This window comes from Lawsonibacter faecis (genome assembly GCF_014287675.1).
Lineage (GTDB): Bacteria > Bacillota > Clostridia > Oscillospirales > Oscillospiraceae > Pseudoflavonifractor > Pseudoflavonifractor faecis.
This window is the reverse complement of record NZ_JACOPQ010000001.1, coordinates 424140-440372: the sequence shown is the minus strand read 5'-3', so window position 1 is coordinate 440372 and position 16233 is coordinate 424140. Positions and strand designations below refer to the sequence as shown.

Annotated in this window: 12 protein-coding genes; 6 read left to right on the top strand and 6 right to left on the bottom strand. The window is 61.0% G+C overall.

Going from position 1 to position 16233, the window contains the following annotated elements:
• Positions 1-608: 608 nt before the first annotated feature.
• From groL to H8S62_RS01965, 5 genes are all read right to left on the bottom strand, one after another.
• A complete protein-coding gene (gene groL / locus H8S62_RS01985) occupies positions 609-2234 on the bottom strand; it encodes a chaperonin GroEL (protein ID WP_186918312.1) in 1626 nt (541 codons plus the stop codon).
• 127 nt (positions 2235-2361) lie between these two features.
• Positions 2362-2646: a co-chaperone GroES gene (locus H8S62_RS01980; RefSeq protein ID WP_155146940.1), complete on the bottom strand. Its 285-nt coding sequence runs from the start codon at positions 2644-2646 to the stop codon at positions 2362-2364.
• Between the two features lie 212 nt (positions 2647-2858).
• Positions 2859-3821 (bottom strand): diacylglycerol/lipid kinase family protein, encoded by a 963-nt coding sequence (locus tag H8S62_RS01975; protein WP_186918311.1) that lies wholly within the window; start codon positions 3819-3821, stop codon positions 2859-2861.
• A 47-nt stretch (positions 3822-3868) separates the two neighbouring features.
• Positions 3869-5044: an S-layer homology domain-containing protein gene (locus H8S62_RS01970; RefSeq protein ID WP_186918310.1), complete on the bottom strand. Its 1176-nt coding sequence runs from the start codon at positions 5042-5044 to the stop codon at positions 3869-3871.
• A gap of 49 nt (positions 5045-5093) precedes the next feature.
• The gene (locus tag H8S62_RS01965) at positions 5094-6215 is read right to left on the bottom strand and encodes a THUMP domain-containing class I SAM-dependent RNA methyltransferase (RefSeq protein ID WP_186918309.1); all 1122 of its coding nucleotides are present in this window, start codon (positions 6213-6215) and stop codon (positions 5094-5096) included.
• A gap of 227 nt (positions 6216-6442) precedes the next feature.
• Between H8S62_RS01965 and H8S62_RS01960 the strand changes: the two genes are divergently transcribed.
• The 4 genes from H8S62_RS01960 to H8S62_RS01945 all read left to right on the top strand — a co-directional run bounded on the left by H8S62_RS01960 (position 6443) and on the right by H8S62_RS01945 (position 12686).
• Positions 6443-6916 (top strand): NfeD family protein, encoded by a 474-nt coding sequence (locus H8S62_RS01960; protein ID WP_186918308.1) that lies wholly within the window; start codon positions 6443-6445, stop codon positions 6914-6916.
• A gap of 30 nt (positions 6917-6946) precedes the next feature.
• Entirely contained in the window at positions 6947-7867 is a 921-nt protein-coding gene (locus H8S62_RS01955) for an SPFH domain-containing protein (protein ID WP_155146952.1), read from the top strand.
• A gap of 348 nt (positions 7868-8215) precedes the next feature.
• Positions 8216-9478, top strand: coding sequence for an HlyC/CorC family transporter (locus H8S62_RS01950; protein WP_186918307.1), 1263 nt, complete (start codon positions 8216-8218; stop codon positions 9476-9478).
• 556 nt (positions 9479-10034) lie between these two features.
• The gene (locus H8S62_RS01945) at positions 10035-12686 is read left to right on the top strand and encodes a cation-translocating P-type ATPase (RefSeq protein ID WP_186918306.1); all 2652 of its coding nucleotides are present in this window, start codon (positions 10035-10037) and stop codon (positions 12684-12686) included.
• A 221-nt stretch (positions 12687-12907) separates the two neighbouring features.
• On the opposite strand, the gene H8S62_RS01940 is transcribed toward H8S62_RS01945, so the two are convergent.
• Positions 12908-13270, bottom strand: coding sequence for a hypothetical protein (locus H8S62_RS01940; protein WP_186918305.1), 363 nt, complete (start codon positions 13268-13270; stop codon positions 12908-12910).
• 328 nt (positions 13271-13598) lie between these two features.
• Between H8S62_RS01940 and H8S62_RS01935 the strand changes: the two genes are divergently transcribed.
• Together H8S62_RS01935 and thrS are read left to right on the top strand one after the other, a co-directional pair.
• Complete coding sequence (locus tag H8S62_RS01935; protein ID WP_155146966.1) at positions 13599-13871, top strand: HU family DNA-binding protein; 273 nt, start codon at positions 13599-13601, stop codon at positions 13869-13871.
• A 499-nt stretch (positions 13872-14370) separates the two neighbouring features.
• Positions 14371-16131, top strand: coding sequence for a threonine--tRNA ligase (gene thrS / locus H8S62_RS01930; protein WP_186918304.1), 1761 nt, complete (start codon positions 14371-14373; stop codon positions 16129-16131).
• The last annotated feature ends 102 nt before the right edge of the window (positions 16132-16233 follow it).

Sequence of the window (16233 nt, the reverse complement as noted above, 5' to 3'; positions counted from 1 at the left end):
TCCAAAGTATAAAGATAAAATTAAATTATTGCACCTTTGTTTCGCGACAGCTCCGTTTATGTACGGATACGAAGATGTAGCCGCAACAAGCATTAAAATAATAAAGAAGTAAACTATCTCTTAATGAGGAGTACCGTGAGCGCATTGAACCGGGAGCGGTCCCATATAAGGGGCGCCTTGAAGCACTGCGTGTGCTACATGAAAGGGTGTGCAAAACTTGGGCTAGTATGGAGCCATACCCAACGCCTAATTAATTGAGCAAGACTTAGATGAGTTACTTGAAGCAGTCTTATTTACAGATAAAATGATTTTCCGGCGAACCAACTGCTGCAAGGAAGCATCTGCATATGCAGGCCATAAAAAGATTTCATATAACAAGCAAAGCATATAATTGATTTTTGTACTCAGCGGGGTGTTAACTACCATATAAAAGATGGTACCATGACAAATTAATCAAGTTAAGATTACAGACACAAAAGTAGCTCCTACCGCAATTGGTAGGAGCTACTTTGTCCATATCAAATGCAATCCCAAATGGTGTAAGTTTGGTGTGAATCAAGGACTTACTCAATTGAGACCCCAGGGATTGCAATGGGTTGAGCGGTTTTTTAATACATGCCGCCCATGTCGGGTGCGGGCGCGGGGGGCGCGGGGGGCTGGGGCTTGTCGGCAACCAGGGACTCGGTGGTCAGCAGCAGGGCGGAGACGGAGGCGGCGTTCTCCAGTGCGGAGCGGGTGACCTTGGTGGGGTCCACGATGCCCGCGGTAATCATGTCGCAGTACTCCTCCCGGAGGGCGTTGAAGCCGTAGCCGGTCTTCTTGGCGTTCTTGACGTTCTCCAGCACCACGCTGCCGTCGATGCCGGCGTTGGCGGCGATCTGGCGCATGGGCTCGGTCAGCGCGCGGGCAACAATCTGGATGCCGGTCTTCTCGTCGCCCTCAGAGCTCTTGAGGAGCTTCTCCACGGCGGGAATGGCGTTGACGTAGGCGGTGCCGCCGCCGGCCACGATGCCCTCTTCCACGGCGGCGCGGGTGGCGTTCAGAGCGTCCTCGATGCGGAGCTTCTTCTCCTTCATCTCGGCCTCGGTGGCGGCGCCCACACGGATGATGGCCACGCCGCCGGCCAGCTTGGCCAGGCGCTCCTGGAGCTTCTCGCGGTCGTAGTCGGAGGTAGTGGTCTCAATCTGGGCGCGGATCTGGCCGACGCGGGCCTTGATGTCGGCCGCCTTGCCGGCGCCGTCCACGATGATGGTATTCTCCTTCTGGACCTTCACCTGGCGGGCCTTGCCCAGCATATCCAGGGTGGCCTCCTTCAGCTCCATACCCATGTCGGAGGAGATGACGGTGCCGCCGGTGAGGATGGCGATATCCTGCAGCATCTCCTTGCGGCGGTCGCCGAAGCCGGGGGCCTTGACGCAGACCACGTTCAGGGTGCCGCGCAGCTTGTTGACGATGAGGGTGCTCAGGGCGTCGCCCTCCACGTCCTCGGCGATGACCAGCAGCTTCTTGCCGCTCTGGAGCACCTGCTCCAGGACGGGCAGCATATCCTGGATGTTGGAGATCTTCTTGTCGGTGATGAGGATGAGGGCGTCGTCCAGAACGGCCTCCATCTTCTCAGTGTCGGTGCACATATAGGGGGTGATATAGCCGCGGTCGAACTGCATGCCCTCGACAACCTCGCTGTAGGTCTCGGCGGTCTTGGACTCCTCGACGGTGATAACGCCGTCGTGGCTGACCTTCTCCATGGCCTCGGCAATCAGCTTGCCGATGGTGTCGTCGCCGGAGGAGACGGCGCCCACGCGGGCGATGTCCTCGCTGCCCTTGACCTTCTTGGAGTTCTTCTTGATCTCCTCGATGGCGGCCTCGGTGGCCTTGGCGATGCCCTTCTTCATGATCATGGGGTTGGCGCCGGCGGCCAGGTTCTTCAGGCCCTCCCGGATGATGGCCTGAGCCAGCAGGGTAGCGGTGGTGGTGCCGTCGCCGGCCACATCGTTGGTCTTGGTGGAGACCTCCTTCACGAGCTGGGCGCCCATGTTCTCAAAGGGGTCCTCCAGCTCGATCTCCTTGGCAATGGTAACGCCGTCGTTGGTGACCAGGGGAGAGCCGAACTTCTTGTCCAGAACGACGTTGCGGCCCTTGGGACCCATGGTGATCTTAACGGTATCGGCGAGCTGGTTCACGCCGCGCTCCAGAGCGTGGCGGGCCTCTTCGCCGTAGCAGATGATTTTGGCCATATCAATTACCTCCATATTTGAGAATCTTTTAGGGGCGGCTCCGTGCCGCCCCGATTTTTTGGGATAAATCGGGTGCCGCCTGCGGGGCGCAGAGACTCCGCCCTGCAGGTTATCGCGCAGGGAGCAATTACTCCACAACCGCGAGAATATCGCCCTGCTTGACAATGGTGTACTCCTCGCCGTCCACCTTGACCTGGGTGCCGGAGTACTTGCTGGTGATAACTTTATCGCCAGCCTTGACGGTCATGACGATCTCCTTGCCGTCCACCATGCCGCCGGGGCCTACAGCGACGACCTCAGCCACCTCGGGCTTCTCCTTCGCTGCGCCGGTGAGGATGATGCCGCTCTTGGTGGTCTCCTCGGCCTCCACCATCTTGATGATCACACGATCGGCCAGGGGTTTAAGTTTCATGTGAGGTTCCTCCTTCATATATGAGTATATTTTGAAAACTGTTTCATGGATTAGCACTCATTTTGTAGGAGTGCTAACGCACTTATAATAATAGCGTCGACGAGCCAAATGTGCAAGTAAAAATCCACCGGATTTCCCCTTGAATTCAGGTAAAAATCCGATGGAATCTAAAATAGCTCGCTGATAATACTGTAAGCTCGAATTTTCTTTAATTATCTCGCGTTTTCTAAAATGGACCCTTTTGAAATGTTAGCAGTCTGTAAACTTTCACGCCAGAACATGTCCGGAGGATAGAAGAAGTTGACTTTCCGCTCGGAGAGGCGCACGGTGAACGCCCTGTCGATCATAACCTCGCCGTCCACCACCGCTACAATATCCGCCGGTGAGGAAAAGGTAATTGTGTCTCCGTGGTGGTCGAAAATCACATCGGGGCACTCCCTGTATCGGCCCTTCGCGTATTTGCCCACCAGACGGAAAAAGGTGGTCCGGCTGACCTTGGGCACCACCAGCATGTCCAGCACGCCGTCATCCGGCTGGGCCTCGCCCACGGGCATGAAGCCGCCGCCGTAGTACCGTCCGTTGCAGATGCAGATGATGGAGGTGTCCCCGTCCAGGTGGACGTCTCCCATGTCCACGGTGGTGGGCCGGGCGATGCCTTTGAAGAGGACGTTGACCACCAGGGAGAGCACGTAGGCCCCCGTGCCGGTAACCAGGGGGAGGGCCTTATATTTATGTACGTCGGCGGCCACCCGGGCGTCCACTCCGGCACAGATGACCCCAAGGCCCAGCTTGCCGTTGCAGTCCATCAGGTCCAGCGCCGCCTGGGGCCCGTCCGCCAGGGCGGCCAGATTGGAGAACCCCTCACGGTAGCCCCTGCCGAAGATGCGCAGAAAATCGTTCCCCGTGCCCTTGGGCACGTTGGTGATGGCGACGTGTTCATAGCCTGCCGCGCCGTTCACCGCCTCGTTCAGGGTGCCGTCCCCACCGCAGGCGTAGACCCGGATCTCCCCGCCGGCCTGGGCGGCGGCGCGGGTGAGATGCTCGGCGTCCCCGCACTTTCGGGTATAGGCGATCTCGTAGTCCCGGCCCTCAAAGGCAGCCTCGATCCGGTGGACCAGATCGTCCGTGCTGCCCTTTTTTCCGGCGGCGGGATTGACGATGAACAGGTGCTTCATTGCGCCCTCTCCTCTTGAGTTGATAAGGTACAGAACATTGCGGGGGCTCAGCGCTCCGACGCGGCGCTTCGGTAGTAGCTGATGCTGGTGGGCCAGAGGGAGAGGCGCTGTTCGGGCCGGGCCAGCCGGGCCACGATGGCGGCCACCTCGCTGCGGGTGATGACTGCGTCCGGCCGGAAGGTGAGTTGCTTGTCGCTGCCGCTCACAATACCCTTGGAGTAGAGCGCGAAGATGGAAGAGGCAGCGAAATCGCCTGCCGCCACGTCGGGGATGGAGGACTGGACCCTGCGGGCATCGTTGAGGTCCAGGGCATCCTTCAGGGGGGCGGTAGCGGCGAAAACCAGGGCCATCTCAGCCCGGGTGATGGGGCGGGCGTAGTCGTCGAAGGTACTGCTTGTGATAATGCCGTTTTTGACGCAGTAGTCCACCGCGTTTTGATACCAGGGGCTGCCGCCGCTCTGGAAGGTCTGACTCTTCTGGCGGCTGTCCAGCACAGCGGCCAGCTTCAGCGCCTCGCCAACGGTGAGGGTGCGGTAGGGCCAGAATTTGCCGTCGCCCGGCCCCTCCATGAGGCCCAGGTTATAGCTCAAATCCACCCAGAGGTCGAACCAGTCCTTGCCGCTGACGTCGCTGAAGAGCGCGGTGCGGCCGGTTTTCAGGGGAAAGGCCCAGCCGGGCACCTGCCGCTCCTTGAGCAGCTTTGAAAGGCCGGATACGGCCAGCCGGTCGGCGTTGTCCTCCTCGCCCTCGGCGGGAGGGGCGCCCCGGCGGAACACCAGGGTGCGCACGCCGTCCACAGTCTCCACGGTGATGGAGGAGGCGTCCTCAAAAAACTGGTTGGTGCTCCCGCCCTGGCCGTCGGGGATGGGCACGGTGGAGAGGAGCTTCCAGGCCCCGTTCTGCTCGCCGATATAAATCCCGCTGCCCAGGCTGGTGAGGGAGCCGTAGAGGGGCTCCAGCAGCCAGGCCCCGTCCTGCCGCAGCAGGCCGTATTTGCCATTCTCCTTTACCAGGGCGGCGCCCAAGTCGAAGGGCTCGGCCTCGTCGAAGCGGGGTGAGATGGCAAGGGTGCCGGAGGAGTTGGCGTAGCCCCATTTATCACCCTCGGTAACCAGAACCATACCCTCGCTGTACTCACCGGACTTCTCCCAGGCCAGGGCCGGGGAGGCGAGGAGGGCGAGGACGAGTACTGTGGCTATGGGACGCAGCAGTTTTTGTTTCATTTCAGACTCCTTTGGAAATAGGCGGAAACGTGTAAGAGGACAGCGGAACTCACCGCTTGTTGTACTGAAACAGATCGCACTTGATCATGCCGTTGTAGAGCTTGCGCTTTTTGTCCGCCGTGCGGCCGAAGGTGCGCTCGAACTCGGTGTGTGAGGAGAGAAGTGAGAGCCGCCAGCCGGGGGGCAGGCCCCGAAAGGCCTGGCCGAAGCCCGCGTAGAGCGCCTCAGCCTCCCGCTTCTCCATGATGCGCTCCCCGTAGGGCGGATTGGTGACGATGCGCCCGTAGGGCGCGGCGCGGTGGAAGGCGACGGCGTCCGCCGCCTCGAACCGCACCAGATCCTCTACCCCCGCCTTCTCGGCGTTGGATTTGGCGATGGCCACGGCCTGAGGGTCGATGTCACCGCCCCAGATGTCGTACTCGCCGTCAAATTCCTTGTCCATGGCCTCCCCGGCGGCGTCCAGCCAGGCCTGGGAGGGGAGCCAGGGCCACTTCTGCGCGGAGAAGGAGCGGTCCAGGCCGGGGGCGCGGTTTTTAGCGATCATGGCGGCCTCAATGGCGATGGTGCCGGAGCCGCAGAAGGGGTCGCAGAAGGGGTCCCGGCCCTTGTACTGGGACAGGATGACCATGGCGGCGGCCAGGGTCTCCCGCAGGGGGGCGACCACGCCCACCGCACGGTAGCCCCGTTTGTGAAGGCCGGGGCCGGAGGTGTTCAGCATCAGCGTGGCGTTGTCCTTCATGATGGAAAACTGAATCTGATAGAGCGCGCCGTTCTCCGGCAGGGTCTCCAGTCCGTAAGCCCCGCCCAGACGGGCGGCGGCCGCCTTTTTCACGATGGACTGACATGCGGGGAGGGAGTGGAGGGCGGAATTGAGGCTGTGGCCCTTCACGGGGAACACGCCGCTTTTGGGGATGAAGTCCTCCCAGGGGAGGGCCCTGGTGCCCTCAAAGAGGGCGTCGAAATCTCCGGCGGGGAAGCTCCCCAGAGCGATGAGAACCCGCTCGCCGGTGCGCAGGTTCAGATTCAGGCGGGGAATGTCCGCCGCGGTCCCGCCGCAGAGGACCCGCCCGTTCTCCGCACGCACATCGGGCAGGCCCAGCCGCCGCAGCTCCTCGGCGACGAGCCCCTCCAGTCCGAACAGGGTGGGTACGACAAATTGCAACTGATCCATGAATTCTCCTTCAGCCGGAAAAATACCATCCGGTCATTATCGCTCTCATTACGACATATTAAATAAAGTATATCTGATTTCTCCGCCATTGGCAAATCCTTTTCCTGTTTTTCCTGTCAATCCCTGCGGAGTCGCTCCCAGTTATTTTACTGGATTATTTGTTTCGCCTGTGGTAATATGATTGCGTGGAATCATACTGAACTCCAATTTGGAAAGAAGGGATACTTATGGAGTGGACCCAATACCTGCCGAGCATCTGCTGGGCCGCGGCCCTGATTGTGTTTGCCGTGGTGGAGGGCGTCACCGTGGGCCTCGTGTCCATCTGGTTTGCCATCGGCTCGCTGGCCGCGCTGATCACGTCGGTCTTTACAGACAATCTGCTGGTGCAGGTCATCGTTTTCCTGGCGGTGTCCCTGGTGGCGCTGCTGATCATCCGGCCCATGGCCCGCCGGGCCACGGAGACGCGCCGGGTGGCCACCAACGCCGACCGCGCCATCGGCGCCGAGGGCGTGGTGACCGAGGAGATCGACAACCTGAAGGCCCAGGGTCAGGTTACGGTTGCCGGCGTGGTCTGGACCGCCCGGGCCGACGGGGACGAGGTTGTCCCCAGGGGCGCCAAGGTGCGGGTTCTGCGCATTGAGGGCGTCAAGGTTATTGTCACCCCCAGCGCACAGCCCGCGGCTGTGCGCGCGGAGAGATAGACGCCGGGAAAGAATAAGGGAGGAAAAACTATGCCTGTCATCATTATAACCATCGCGGTTGTGGTCGCCATCATCCTGGGTATCCTGGTCGCCAACGTCAAGGTGGTCCAGCAGTCCAAGGCCTATGTCATCGAACAGCTGGGCGCGTTCCATACCGTCTGGGGCGTGGGCTTCCACGTCAAGGTCCCCTTCTTCCAGCGCATTGCGAAAATCGTCTCGCTGAAGGAGCAGGTGGTGGACTTCGCGCCCCAGCCCGTCATCACCAAGGACAACGTCACCATGCAGATCGACACGGTGCTCTACTTCCAGATCACCGACCCCAAGCTCTATACTTACGGTGTGGAGCACCCAATGAGCGCCATCGAGAACCTGACCGCCACCACCCTGCGAAATATCATCGGCGATCTGGAGCTGGATCAATCCCTCACCAGCCGCGACATCATCAACTCCAAGATGCGCGCCATTCTGGACGAGGCCACCGACCCCTGGGGCATTAAGGTCAACCGCGTGGAGCTGAAGAACATTATTCCGCCCCGTGAGATCCAGGACGCCATGGAGAAGCAGATGAAGGCGGAGCGCGAGCGCCGCGAGTCCATCCTTCAGGCCGAGGGCCAGAAGGCCAGCCAAATTCTGGTAGCTGAGGGCGAGAAGCAGTCCACCATCCTCCGGGCCGACGCCGCCAAGCAGGCAGCCATCATGCGGGCCGAGGGCGAGGCCGAGGCCATTATGAAGGTCCAACAGGCCACCGCCGAGGCACTCAAGCTCCTGAACGCCGCCAACCCCAACGAGCAGGTGGTGAAAATCAAGGCGCTGGAGGCCTTCCAGGCCGCCGCCGACGGCAAGGCCACCAAGATTATCATTCCCTCCGAGATCCAGGGTCTGGCGGGCCTCTGCGCCAGCGCCAAGGCGGTCTTTGAAGACGAGAAGAAGGCGCCCCCGGCAGCGAAATAAGGACAGAAGAGCGCCGGGGCCTCGCCCCGGCGCTCTTTTTCAAAAAGGGGCTGATGCGGAGTATGCCCGACCCTCCCACGGAGAAGGCTCTCCCGGCGGCAGCTCCCTTGCGCCCTTCGGCGCGACCCTCCAGGGCGCGCCGCGGCCCCCTTGCATTTTTCCGCCGCGTATGCTACAATACATTCCACTATACTGAAAAGGAGCCGGTGAGCCCTCGTGGACGAACCTCCCTTACCCAACTGTACAGTGCCAAAGAAGTGTGAGGACAGCGTTACTTTGAGAGAGTAATGCTGTCCTTTTGCGCGCAAAATTGAGAGAAACGAATAATTAGGAGTGATTAGTTCCCTTATGGACAGTGCCAGTATCATCATGCTCGCAGTTCTCGTGCTCCTGGTTGCCATGTCGGCCTATTTCTCCGCCACGGAGACCGCCTTTTCCTCCCTCAACCGGGTCCGATTGAAGAGCAAGGCGGAGAACGGCGACAAGCGGGCCGCCCTGGCCCTCGAACTGGAGGAGGACTACGACCGGCTGCTCTCCACCATCCTGATCGGCAACAACATCGTCAATATCACCGCCACCACCATCGCCACCCTGCTTTTCGTCAAGCTCCTGGGGAACCGCTCAGGTCCCACCGTCTCCACTGTGGTACTTACGATTGTCATTCTGATCTTCGGCGAGATCTCCCCCAAGAGCCTGGCAAAGGAGTCGCCCGAGGCCTTCGCCATGTTCTCCGCCCCCATCCTGAGGTTCTTCCTGGCCCTCCTGCGGCCCGTGAACTTTCTCTTTACCCAGTGGAAGAAGCTGCTGACGAAGGTCTTCCACAAGTCGGGGGAGGAGGGCATTACGGAGGAGGAGCTCATCACCATGGTGGACCAGGCCGAGGACGAGGGCGGCCTGGACCGGCATGAGAGCGAGCTCATCCGTTCCGCCATTGAGTTCGGCGACATGGAGGTGGAGGAGATTCTCACCCCGCGGGTGGACATCGTGGCCGTGGAGGATACCGCCACCATGGACGAGATCGCCAAGCTCTTCGCCGAGAACGGCTACTCCCGCCTGCCCGTCTACCATGAGGATATCGACGATATCATCGGCGTCATCCACGAGAAGGACTTCCACGCCGCCCGCTATCACGGCATGTGTGACGTGTCGGCCATCACCAGCAGCGTTCTCTATACCACCGGCAACACCAAAATTTCCGAGCTTCTGCGGATTCTCCAGCGGGAGAAGGCCCATATGGTCATCGTGGTGGACGAGTACGGCGGGACCGAAGGCCTGGCCACCATGGAGGACATTGTGGAGGAGCTGGTGGGCGAGATCTGGGACGAACACGACGAGATCATCGAGGAATTCAAAAAGCAAGAGGACGGCAGCTACCTCATCTCCTGCAACGCCGACCTTACCGACCTCTACGATCTCTTCTCCATCCGCGGCGACTGCGACGCCAATACCGTCTCCGGCTGGGTGATGGAGCAGATCGGCCGTATCCCGGAGGAGGGGGACCGCTTTACCGCCGACGGCCTGGACGTGACGGTCACCCAGGTGGACCACCGCCGGGTGATGGAGATCAAGGTCGTGGTCCTGCCCGAGGCGCCGGGTGAGGAAGAAAAATAAGGCTTTATTGCGGCGGGAGCGTTTGGATGCCGGAATGCAGTTTGGTCAGAGCCGCGGCGGATGAAGCCGCCGCGGCTCTGACCAAAAAAGGCCCAAAAAGCCCCGGCCTTTCGGCCGGGGCTTTTTGGGTGTGTGTGTTGTTCTGCAAAGGTGTTGGAGAGGGATTGGTTGTGTTGGGAGGATTTTGTTTGATTCGCTCTTCCTGAATCCATGATTAGAATAACCGACAATGATGGCTAAATCGTGAAGGCTTTGTGAATAATCTGTAAACTGCACGGAAAGGCTGAAAACAGGGCAGAATTGCTGTAAAATTCGTTGGTTTTCTCCAAGTGCTCTGATTGACAAGGTTTCTGCGCGGTAGTATAATTTACCCAAGGAAATGCGATTTACCTCCACGTGCCGCGGAGAGCGGGGCAGGATGGGCTGAAGCCCGGAGCAAGCCATCCCGCCAATGTGCCGTTTACCCCCTTGCGTTACTGCAGATGATGTACGAATGGTCATTCCCGGCTATGACCATTCTGCGGATGATTGACAGCAGAAAGGAATGACCAGTTACATGGATGGAGAAAAGACCCACTGGCATACGCTTAACCCCAGGGAGGCGGCCCAGCGGCTGGATACCGATCCCCGCCGGGGTCTGAGCGCCAAGACCGCCGCCGCCCGGCTGGAGCAGTACGGCCCCAACGCCCTGGCCGAGGGGAAGAAGAAGACGGTGCTGCAGGTCTTCCTGGAGCAGTTCAAGGACCTGATGGTGATTATCCTCATCATTGCCGCGCTGATCTCCATGGCAACCGGCGAGGTGGAGAGCACCATCGTCATCTTCTCGGTGCTGCTCCTCAACGCCATTTTGGGAACGGTCCAGCACTTCAAGGCGGAGAAATCACTGGCCAGCCTAAAGGCCATGTCGGCGCCCAGCGCCAAGGTCCTCCGGGACGGCTCCCGCACCGTGGTCCCCTCCACCGAAGTGGTCCCCGGCGATATCGTGGAGCTGGAGGCCGGCGATATGGTGGTGGCCGACGGCCGCATCCTGGAGAATTTCTCTCTGAAGGTGAACGAGAGCTCCCTCACCGGCGAGAGCGAGGCGGTGGAGAAATTTACCGACGCCATTGCCCAGGCTGAGACCGCCCTGGGCGACCGGAAGAACATGGTCTTCTCCGGCAGCCTTGTCACCTATGGGCGGGCGTCCCTGGTGGTCACCGGCACGGGCATGGAAACCGAGCTTGGCAAGGTGGCCGCCCTGATGAACCAGACCCAGCAGCGCAAGACCCCCCTGCAGCAGAGTCTGGACAATTTCTCCAAGAAGCTGGCCGTCATCATCATGGTCATCTGCGCCGGTGTCTTCGCCCTGAACCTCTACCACCAGCTCCCCCTCTTCACCAAGGACGGCATCCTCAGCGCACTCATGTTTGCCGTGGCTCTGGCGGTGGCCGCCATCCCGGAGGCCCTCAGTTCCATCGTCACCATCGTCCAGGCCATGGGCACCCAGAAGATGGCGAAGCAGAACGCCATCATGAAGGACCTCAAGGCCGTGGAGACCCTGGGCGCGGTATCGGTCATCTGTTCTGACAAGACAGGCACCCTCACCCAGAACAAGATGACCCCCCAGAAGATCTACGCCGACGGCTCTCTGCTGGAGGGCCACGATCTGGACTTGGTCAACGACGTGCAGCGCCTCCTGCTGAAGGCCGCCCTCCTTGCCAGCGACGCCACCACAGACCGTGAGACCGGCGACATCGGCGACCCCACGGAGGTGGCCCTGGTGATGCTGGGGGATCGCATCGGCATTGATGAGATCGCCTACCGCGCCCAGCACCCCCGGCGTGGGGAGCTGGCCTTCGACTCCGACCGCAAGCTCATGTCCACCCTCCACGATATTGACGGCGTTCCCACCCTCTATACCAAGGGCGCCATCGACACACTCCTGGAGCGCTCAAGCTTCCTCCTCACCCGAAACGGCCCCGTGGAGATGACCCCCGAGCGCAGGGAGGAGATCTCCAGGGTGAATATGGATCTGTCCATGCAGGGCCTGCGGGTGCTCTCCTTCGCCTACCGGGAGCTGCCCGACTTCCGCCCGCCCACCCTGGAGGATGAGAACGGCTTCACCTTCATCGGCCTCATCTCCATGATAGACCCGCCCCGGCCCGAGGCGGTCCGGGCGGTGGCCGACGCCAAGCGGGCGGGCATCCGCACCATCATGATTACCGGCGACCACAAGGTCACGGCCGCCGCCATCGCAAAACAGCTGGGCATTTTCCGGGACGGGGACCAGGCCCTCTCCGGCGTGGAGCTGGACGCCCTGTCCGACGCCGACCTGGACCAGCGGCTGGAGAAGATTTCCGTATACGCTCGGGTATCTCCGGAGAATAAAATACGCATTGTAGGCGCATGGCAGCGCAAGGGCAAAATTGTCTCCATGACCGGCGACGGCGTGAACGACGCCCCCGCCCTCAAGGCCGCCGACATCGGCGTGGCCATGGGCATCACCGGCACAGAGGTCAGCAAGGACGCCGCCTCCATGATTCTCGCGGACGACAATTTTGCCACCATCGTCAAGGCTGTGGTTAACGGCCGGGGCGTATATACCAATATCAAAAACGCCATCAACTTCCTGCTATCCGGCAATATGGCGGGCATTCTCTGCGTGCTCTTCACCTCCCTCGCCAATCTGCCCATGCCCTTTGCGGCGGTCCATCTGCTGTTTATCAACCTCCTCACCGACTCCCTCCCAGCCATCGCCATCGGCGTGGAGCCCGCCGGAGACGGCCTTCTGGACCAGCGCCCCCGGGACCCCGGGGAGCCCATTTTGAACCGCTCCCTCCTCCTGGGCATTCTGGTCTACGGCGCGCTCATCGCCGCCGCCACCATGGGGGCGTTCTTCATCGGCCTGAACGCCGGCGGGGCCGGTCTCGCCATGACGATGGCTTTCGCCACCCTCACCCTGGCCCGGCTCTTCCACGGCTTCAACTGCCGGGGTGAGAAGTCCATTTTCGCCCTGGGCCTTACCAGCAACAAGGCCAGCCTCGGCGCCTTCGCCGCGGGGGTGGCGCTTCTGGCGGCCGTGCTCTTCGTGCCGGGCCTGAACCGCCTCTTCCAGGTGACTCTGCCCTCCGCCCCCCAGCTGGGGCTGGTGGCCCTCCTGGCCTTTGCCCCCACGGTGGTCATCCAGCTTTGGAAGACTGTCCGCGACGCGGTTAAAAAGCATATATAGCAAGGGCCCGCTGCAATTAGAAAGACAAGACAACCATGTCATTGGGAGCCAGTCCCAGGACTGGTGCGGCAATGCGTTTCCTCTGTGAAGAGGGACGGATTGCCGAGAGGACGGGCCGCAGCTTGCGGCCCGTCCTCTCATAAATGACGTGGTTTTCTTGCCTTTTGTGCGTTTGCAGGATGCTGCCGTCCCGCAGTGCATCCAAATAGCGGGGCCGCCGCCTAACCCATATCGGCGCCTGTCTGGACCCTGGTCCAGGCCGAACGGTCCGGGAGCTGGCTGGTGACCAGCGCCTCAAAGCGGGCGCTGAAGACGGCTTCATCCACTTCCTCTCCATCGATTCCGTAGATGGTAGAGGGGGCTGCGCCGTCGCAATAGGTATACTCATGGATGAACATATGGGAGAGCTCCGTCATCTCTCCCCCGGCCTGACAGCGGTACAGGGTATAGAGGTGGGAATAGCGGTTTGGTCCGGTGCCGACATCATACTGCCGTACCATCGTCCCGTCCTTCAGGGGATCATCCCGGCAGCTTGTCTCCACTGCGTCATAGTTCCAACAGGACAGCTTGCCGTCGCCGTTCAAATCATATGTCCGCCCTGATGCCGGGGGACTTCCGCTATCAAATCCCCCGCTGTAACGGCTCCCGCCGGGAGAACAATGAGCGGCTGGCTGCGGTCCAGGCGGAGTTTGCCGCTGTGCGCTTCCGGGCGCCCGCCTCCCGGCCGGCCCCGGTCCTCGGGTTTTGAGAAGCCGGCGGAGCTAAAATTTTCCTATAAAGGCCGGAAATCTGTTAAGAATCCACCAAAACGCGGAAAAATCAGGGTTTTGGTGGTTGCATCCTGGAACAAGAGACGGTATAATAGCCTACGCAGCTAGTTTTACCAACGATTTGACAGGAGGAACCATATTTATGAACAAGACCGAACTGATCGCCGGCATGGCTGAAGAGACCGGCCTCTCCAAGAAGGATTGCGAGACCGTCCTGAACGCGTTTACCGCTCAGGTTGAGAAGGCCCTGAAGGATGGCGACAAGGTCCAGCTGGTGGGCTTCGGCAGCTTTGAGGTTCGCGCCCGTGCCGAGCGCACCGGCCGCAACCCCAAGACCAAGGAGGCCATCACCATCCCCGCCAGCAAGGCCCCCGTGTTCAAGGCCGGCAAGGCCCTGAAGGATTCCATCCAGTAAGTTGAATTGAGAACGCCGCCCGGACCGCCAGTCGGTCCGGGCGGCGTTTTTTGCCGGCCGTCTCCCCCTTGACAACCACCCTGTTCGGTGTTATAGTGTCACCCAAGAAGGCAATGACGGGGAAAACGCCCTGTTTCCGGCCCACAGAGAGGGAGCGCCATCGGCTGAAAGCGTTCCTGGGACACGGACAGAGAATAACCACCTCCGAGCCGCCCACCGATCCCGCTGTCGGCTAGGCTGGGCCGGGTCCTCCCGTTACAGAGGTCACAACAGCGCTGATCCGCCCTGTCCGTAAAAGGCGGGCGCAGCGTGGCGAGCGACGGCCTGACGGCCGTAAGCAGGGTGGAACCGTGGGACGTATGTTTGCGCCTCACCCCTGAACACATCAGGGGTGAGGCGTTTTGTTTTGCCCCGAGGGACCAAGAAGTTTTTGGCCCTACGACACCGAGCAGAAGGCGCAGGGACACGGACTGCCGTGTCCGTGAAAGGAGTTATCATCATGAGTGAAGAAAACAACCAGTTTACCTTTGAAAACCCGGAGTACCGCAAGACCTACTGGCACACCACCAGCCACATCCTGGCCCAGGCCATGAAGCGGCTCCACCCCGAGGTGAAGCTGGCCATCGGCCCCGCAATTGAAAACGGCTTTTACTACGACTTCGACACCCCCCAGCCCTTCACCGAGGATCAGCTCGCCGAGCTGGAGGCCGAGATGCGCAAGATCTGCAAGGAGAAGCTGAAGCTGGAGCGCTTTGAGCTGCCCCGGGCCGAGGCCCTCAAGCTCATGGAGGAGAAGGGCGAGCCCTACAAGGTGGAGCTTATCAACGACCTGCCCGAGGACGCGGTCATCTCCTTCTATAAGCAGGGCGACTTCACCGACCTGTGCGCGGGCCCCCACCTGGACTCCACCGGCCGGGTAAAGGGCAACGCCATCAAGCTCACCGCCTGCAACGCCGCCTACTGGCGGGGCGACTCCAGCCGCCAGACCCTCCAGCGGATTTACGGCATCGCCTTCCCCAAGAAGGAGGAGCTGGACGAGTACCTGGCCAAGCTGGAGGAGGCCAGGAAGCGGGACCACCGCAGGCTGGGGAAGGAGCTGGGCCTCTTTACCCTGATGGATGAGGGCCCCGGCTTCCCCTTCTTCCTGCCCAAGGGCATGGTTCTGCGCAACACCCTGCTGGACTACTGGCGGGAGGTCCACAAGAAGTACGGCTACGTGGAGATTTCCACTCCCATCATCCTCAACCAGGCCCTCTGGCACCGCTCCGGCCACTGGGACCACTACAAGGACAATATGTACACCACCGTCATCGACGGGGAGGATTACGCCGTCAAGCCCATGAACTGCCCCGGCGGTATGCTGGTCTATAAGACCGAGCCCCACTCCTACCGGGATCTGCCCCTGCGCATGGCCGAGCTGGGCCTGGTGCACCGGCATGAGCTCTCCGGCGCGCTCCACGGCCTGTTCCGTGTGCGCTGCTTCACCCAGGACGACGCTCATATCTTCATGACCTGGGACCAGATGGAGAGCGAGATTCAAAACGTGGTGCGCCTCTTCGACGAGGTGTACTCCGTCTTCGGCCTCTCCTACCAGATCGAGGTCTCCACCATGCCCGAGGACCACATCGGCGAGAAGGAGACCTGGGACATGGCCACCGAGACCCTGAAAAAGGCCATCAGCGCCATGGGCAAGGACTTCATCATCAACGAGGGCGACGGCGCGTTCTACGGGCCCAAGCTGGATTTCCACCTGGCCGACTCCCTGGGCCGGACCTGGCAGTGCGGCACCATCCAGCTGGATATGCAGATGCCCGAGCGCTTCGACCTGGAGTACGTGGGCGAGGACGGCGGGAAGCACCGCCCCGTCATGATCCACCGCGTGGTGCTGGGCTCCATCGAGCGGTTCATCGGCGTCATCACCGAGCATTTCGCCGGGGCGTTCCCCGCCTGGCTCTCCCCCGTGCAGGTCAAGATTCTCCCGATTACCGACCGCACCGCGGAGTATGCCGACCAGGTCCGGGACGTGCTGGATAAGCACGGCTTCCGCGTGGAGGTGGATCACCGAAACGAGAAAATCGGCAAGAAGATCCGCGAGGCCCAGCTGGACAAGGTGCCCTATATGCTGGTCCTGGGCGACAAGGAGGCCGAGGGGGTCACCGTGGCGGTGCGCAGCCGCTCCGGGGGCGACCAGGGCGTCATGAGCCTGGAGGAGTTCGTGGAGATTCTGGGTGAGGAAGTCGCCCAGCGTCTCGCGCGGTAAAATTGGATGTTGAAAATAGGGCCCGGTGCTGCGATGCCGCACCAGGCCCTATTTTCATGACGACCCGCGGGAGACGCCTCCTCGCCGCCCCCTCAGATACCT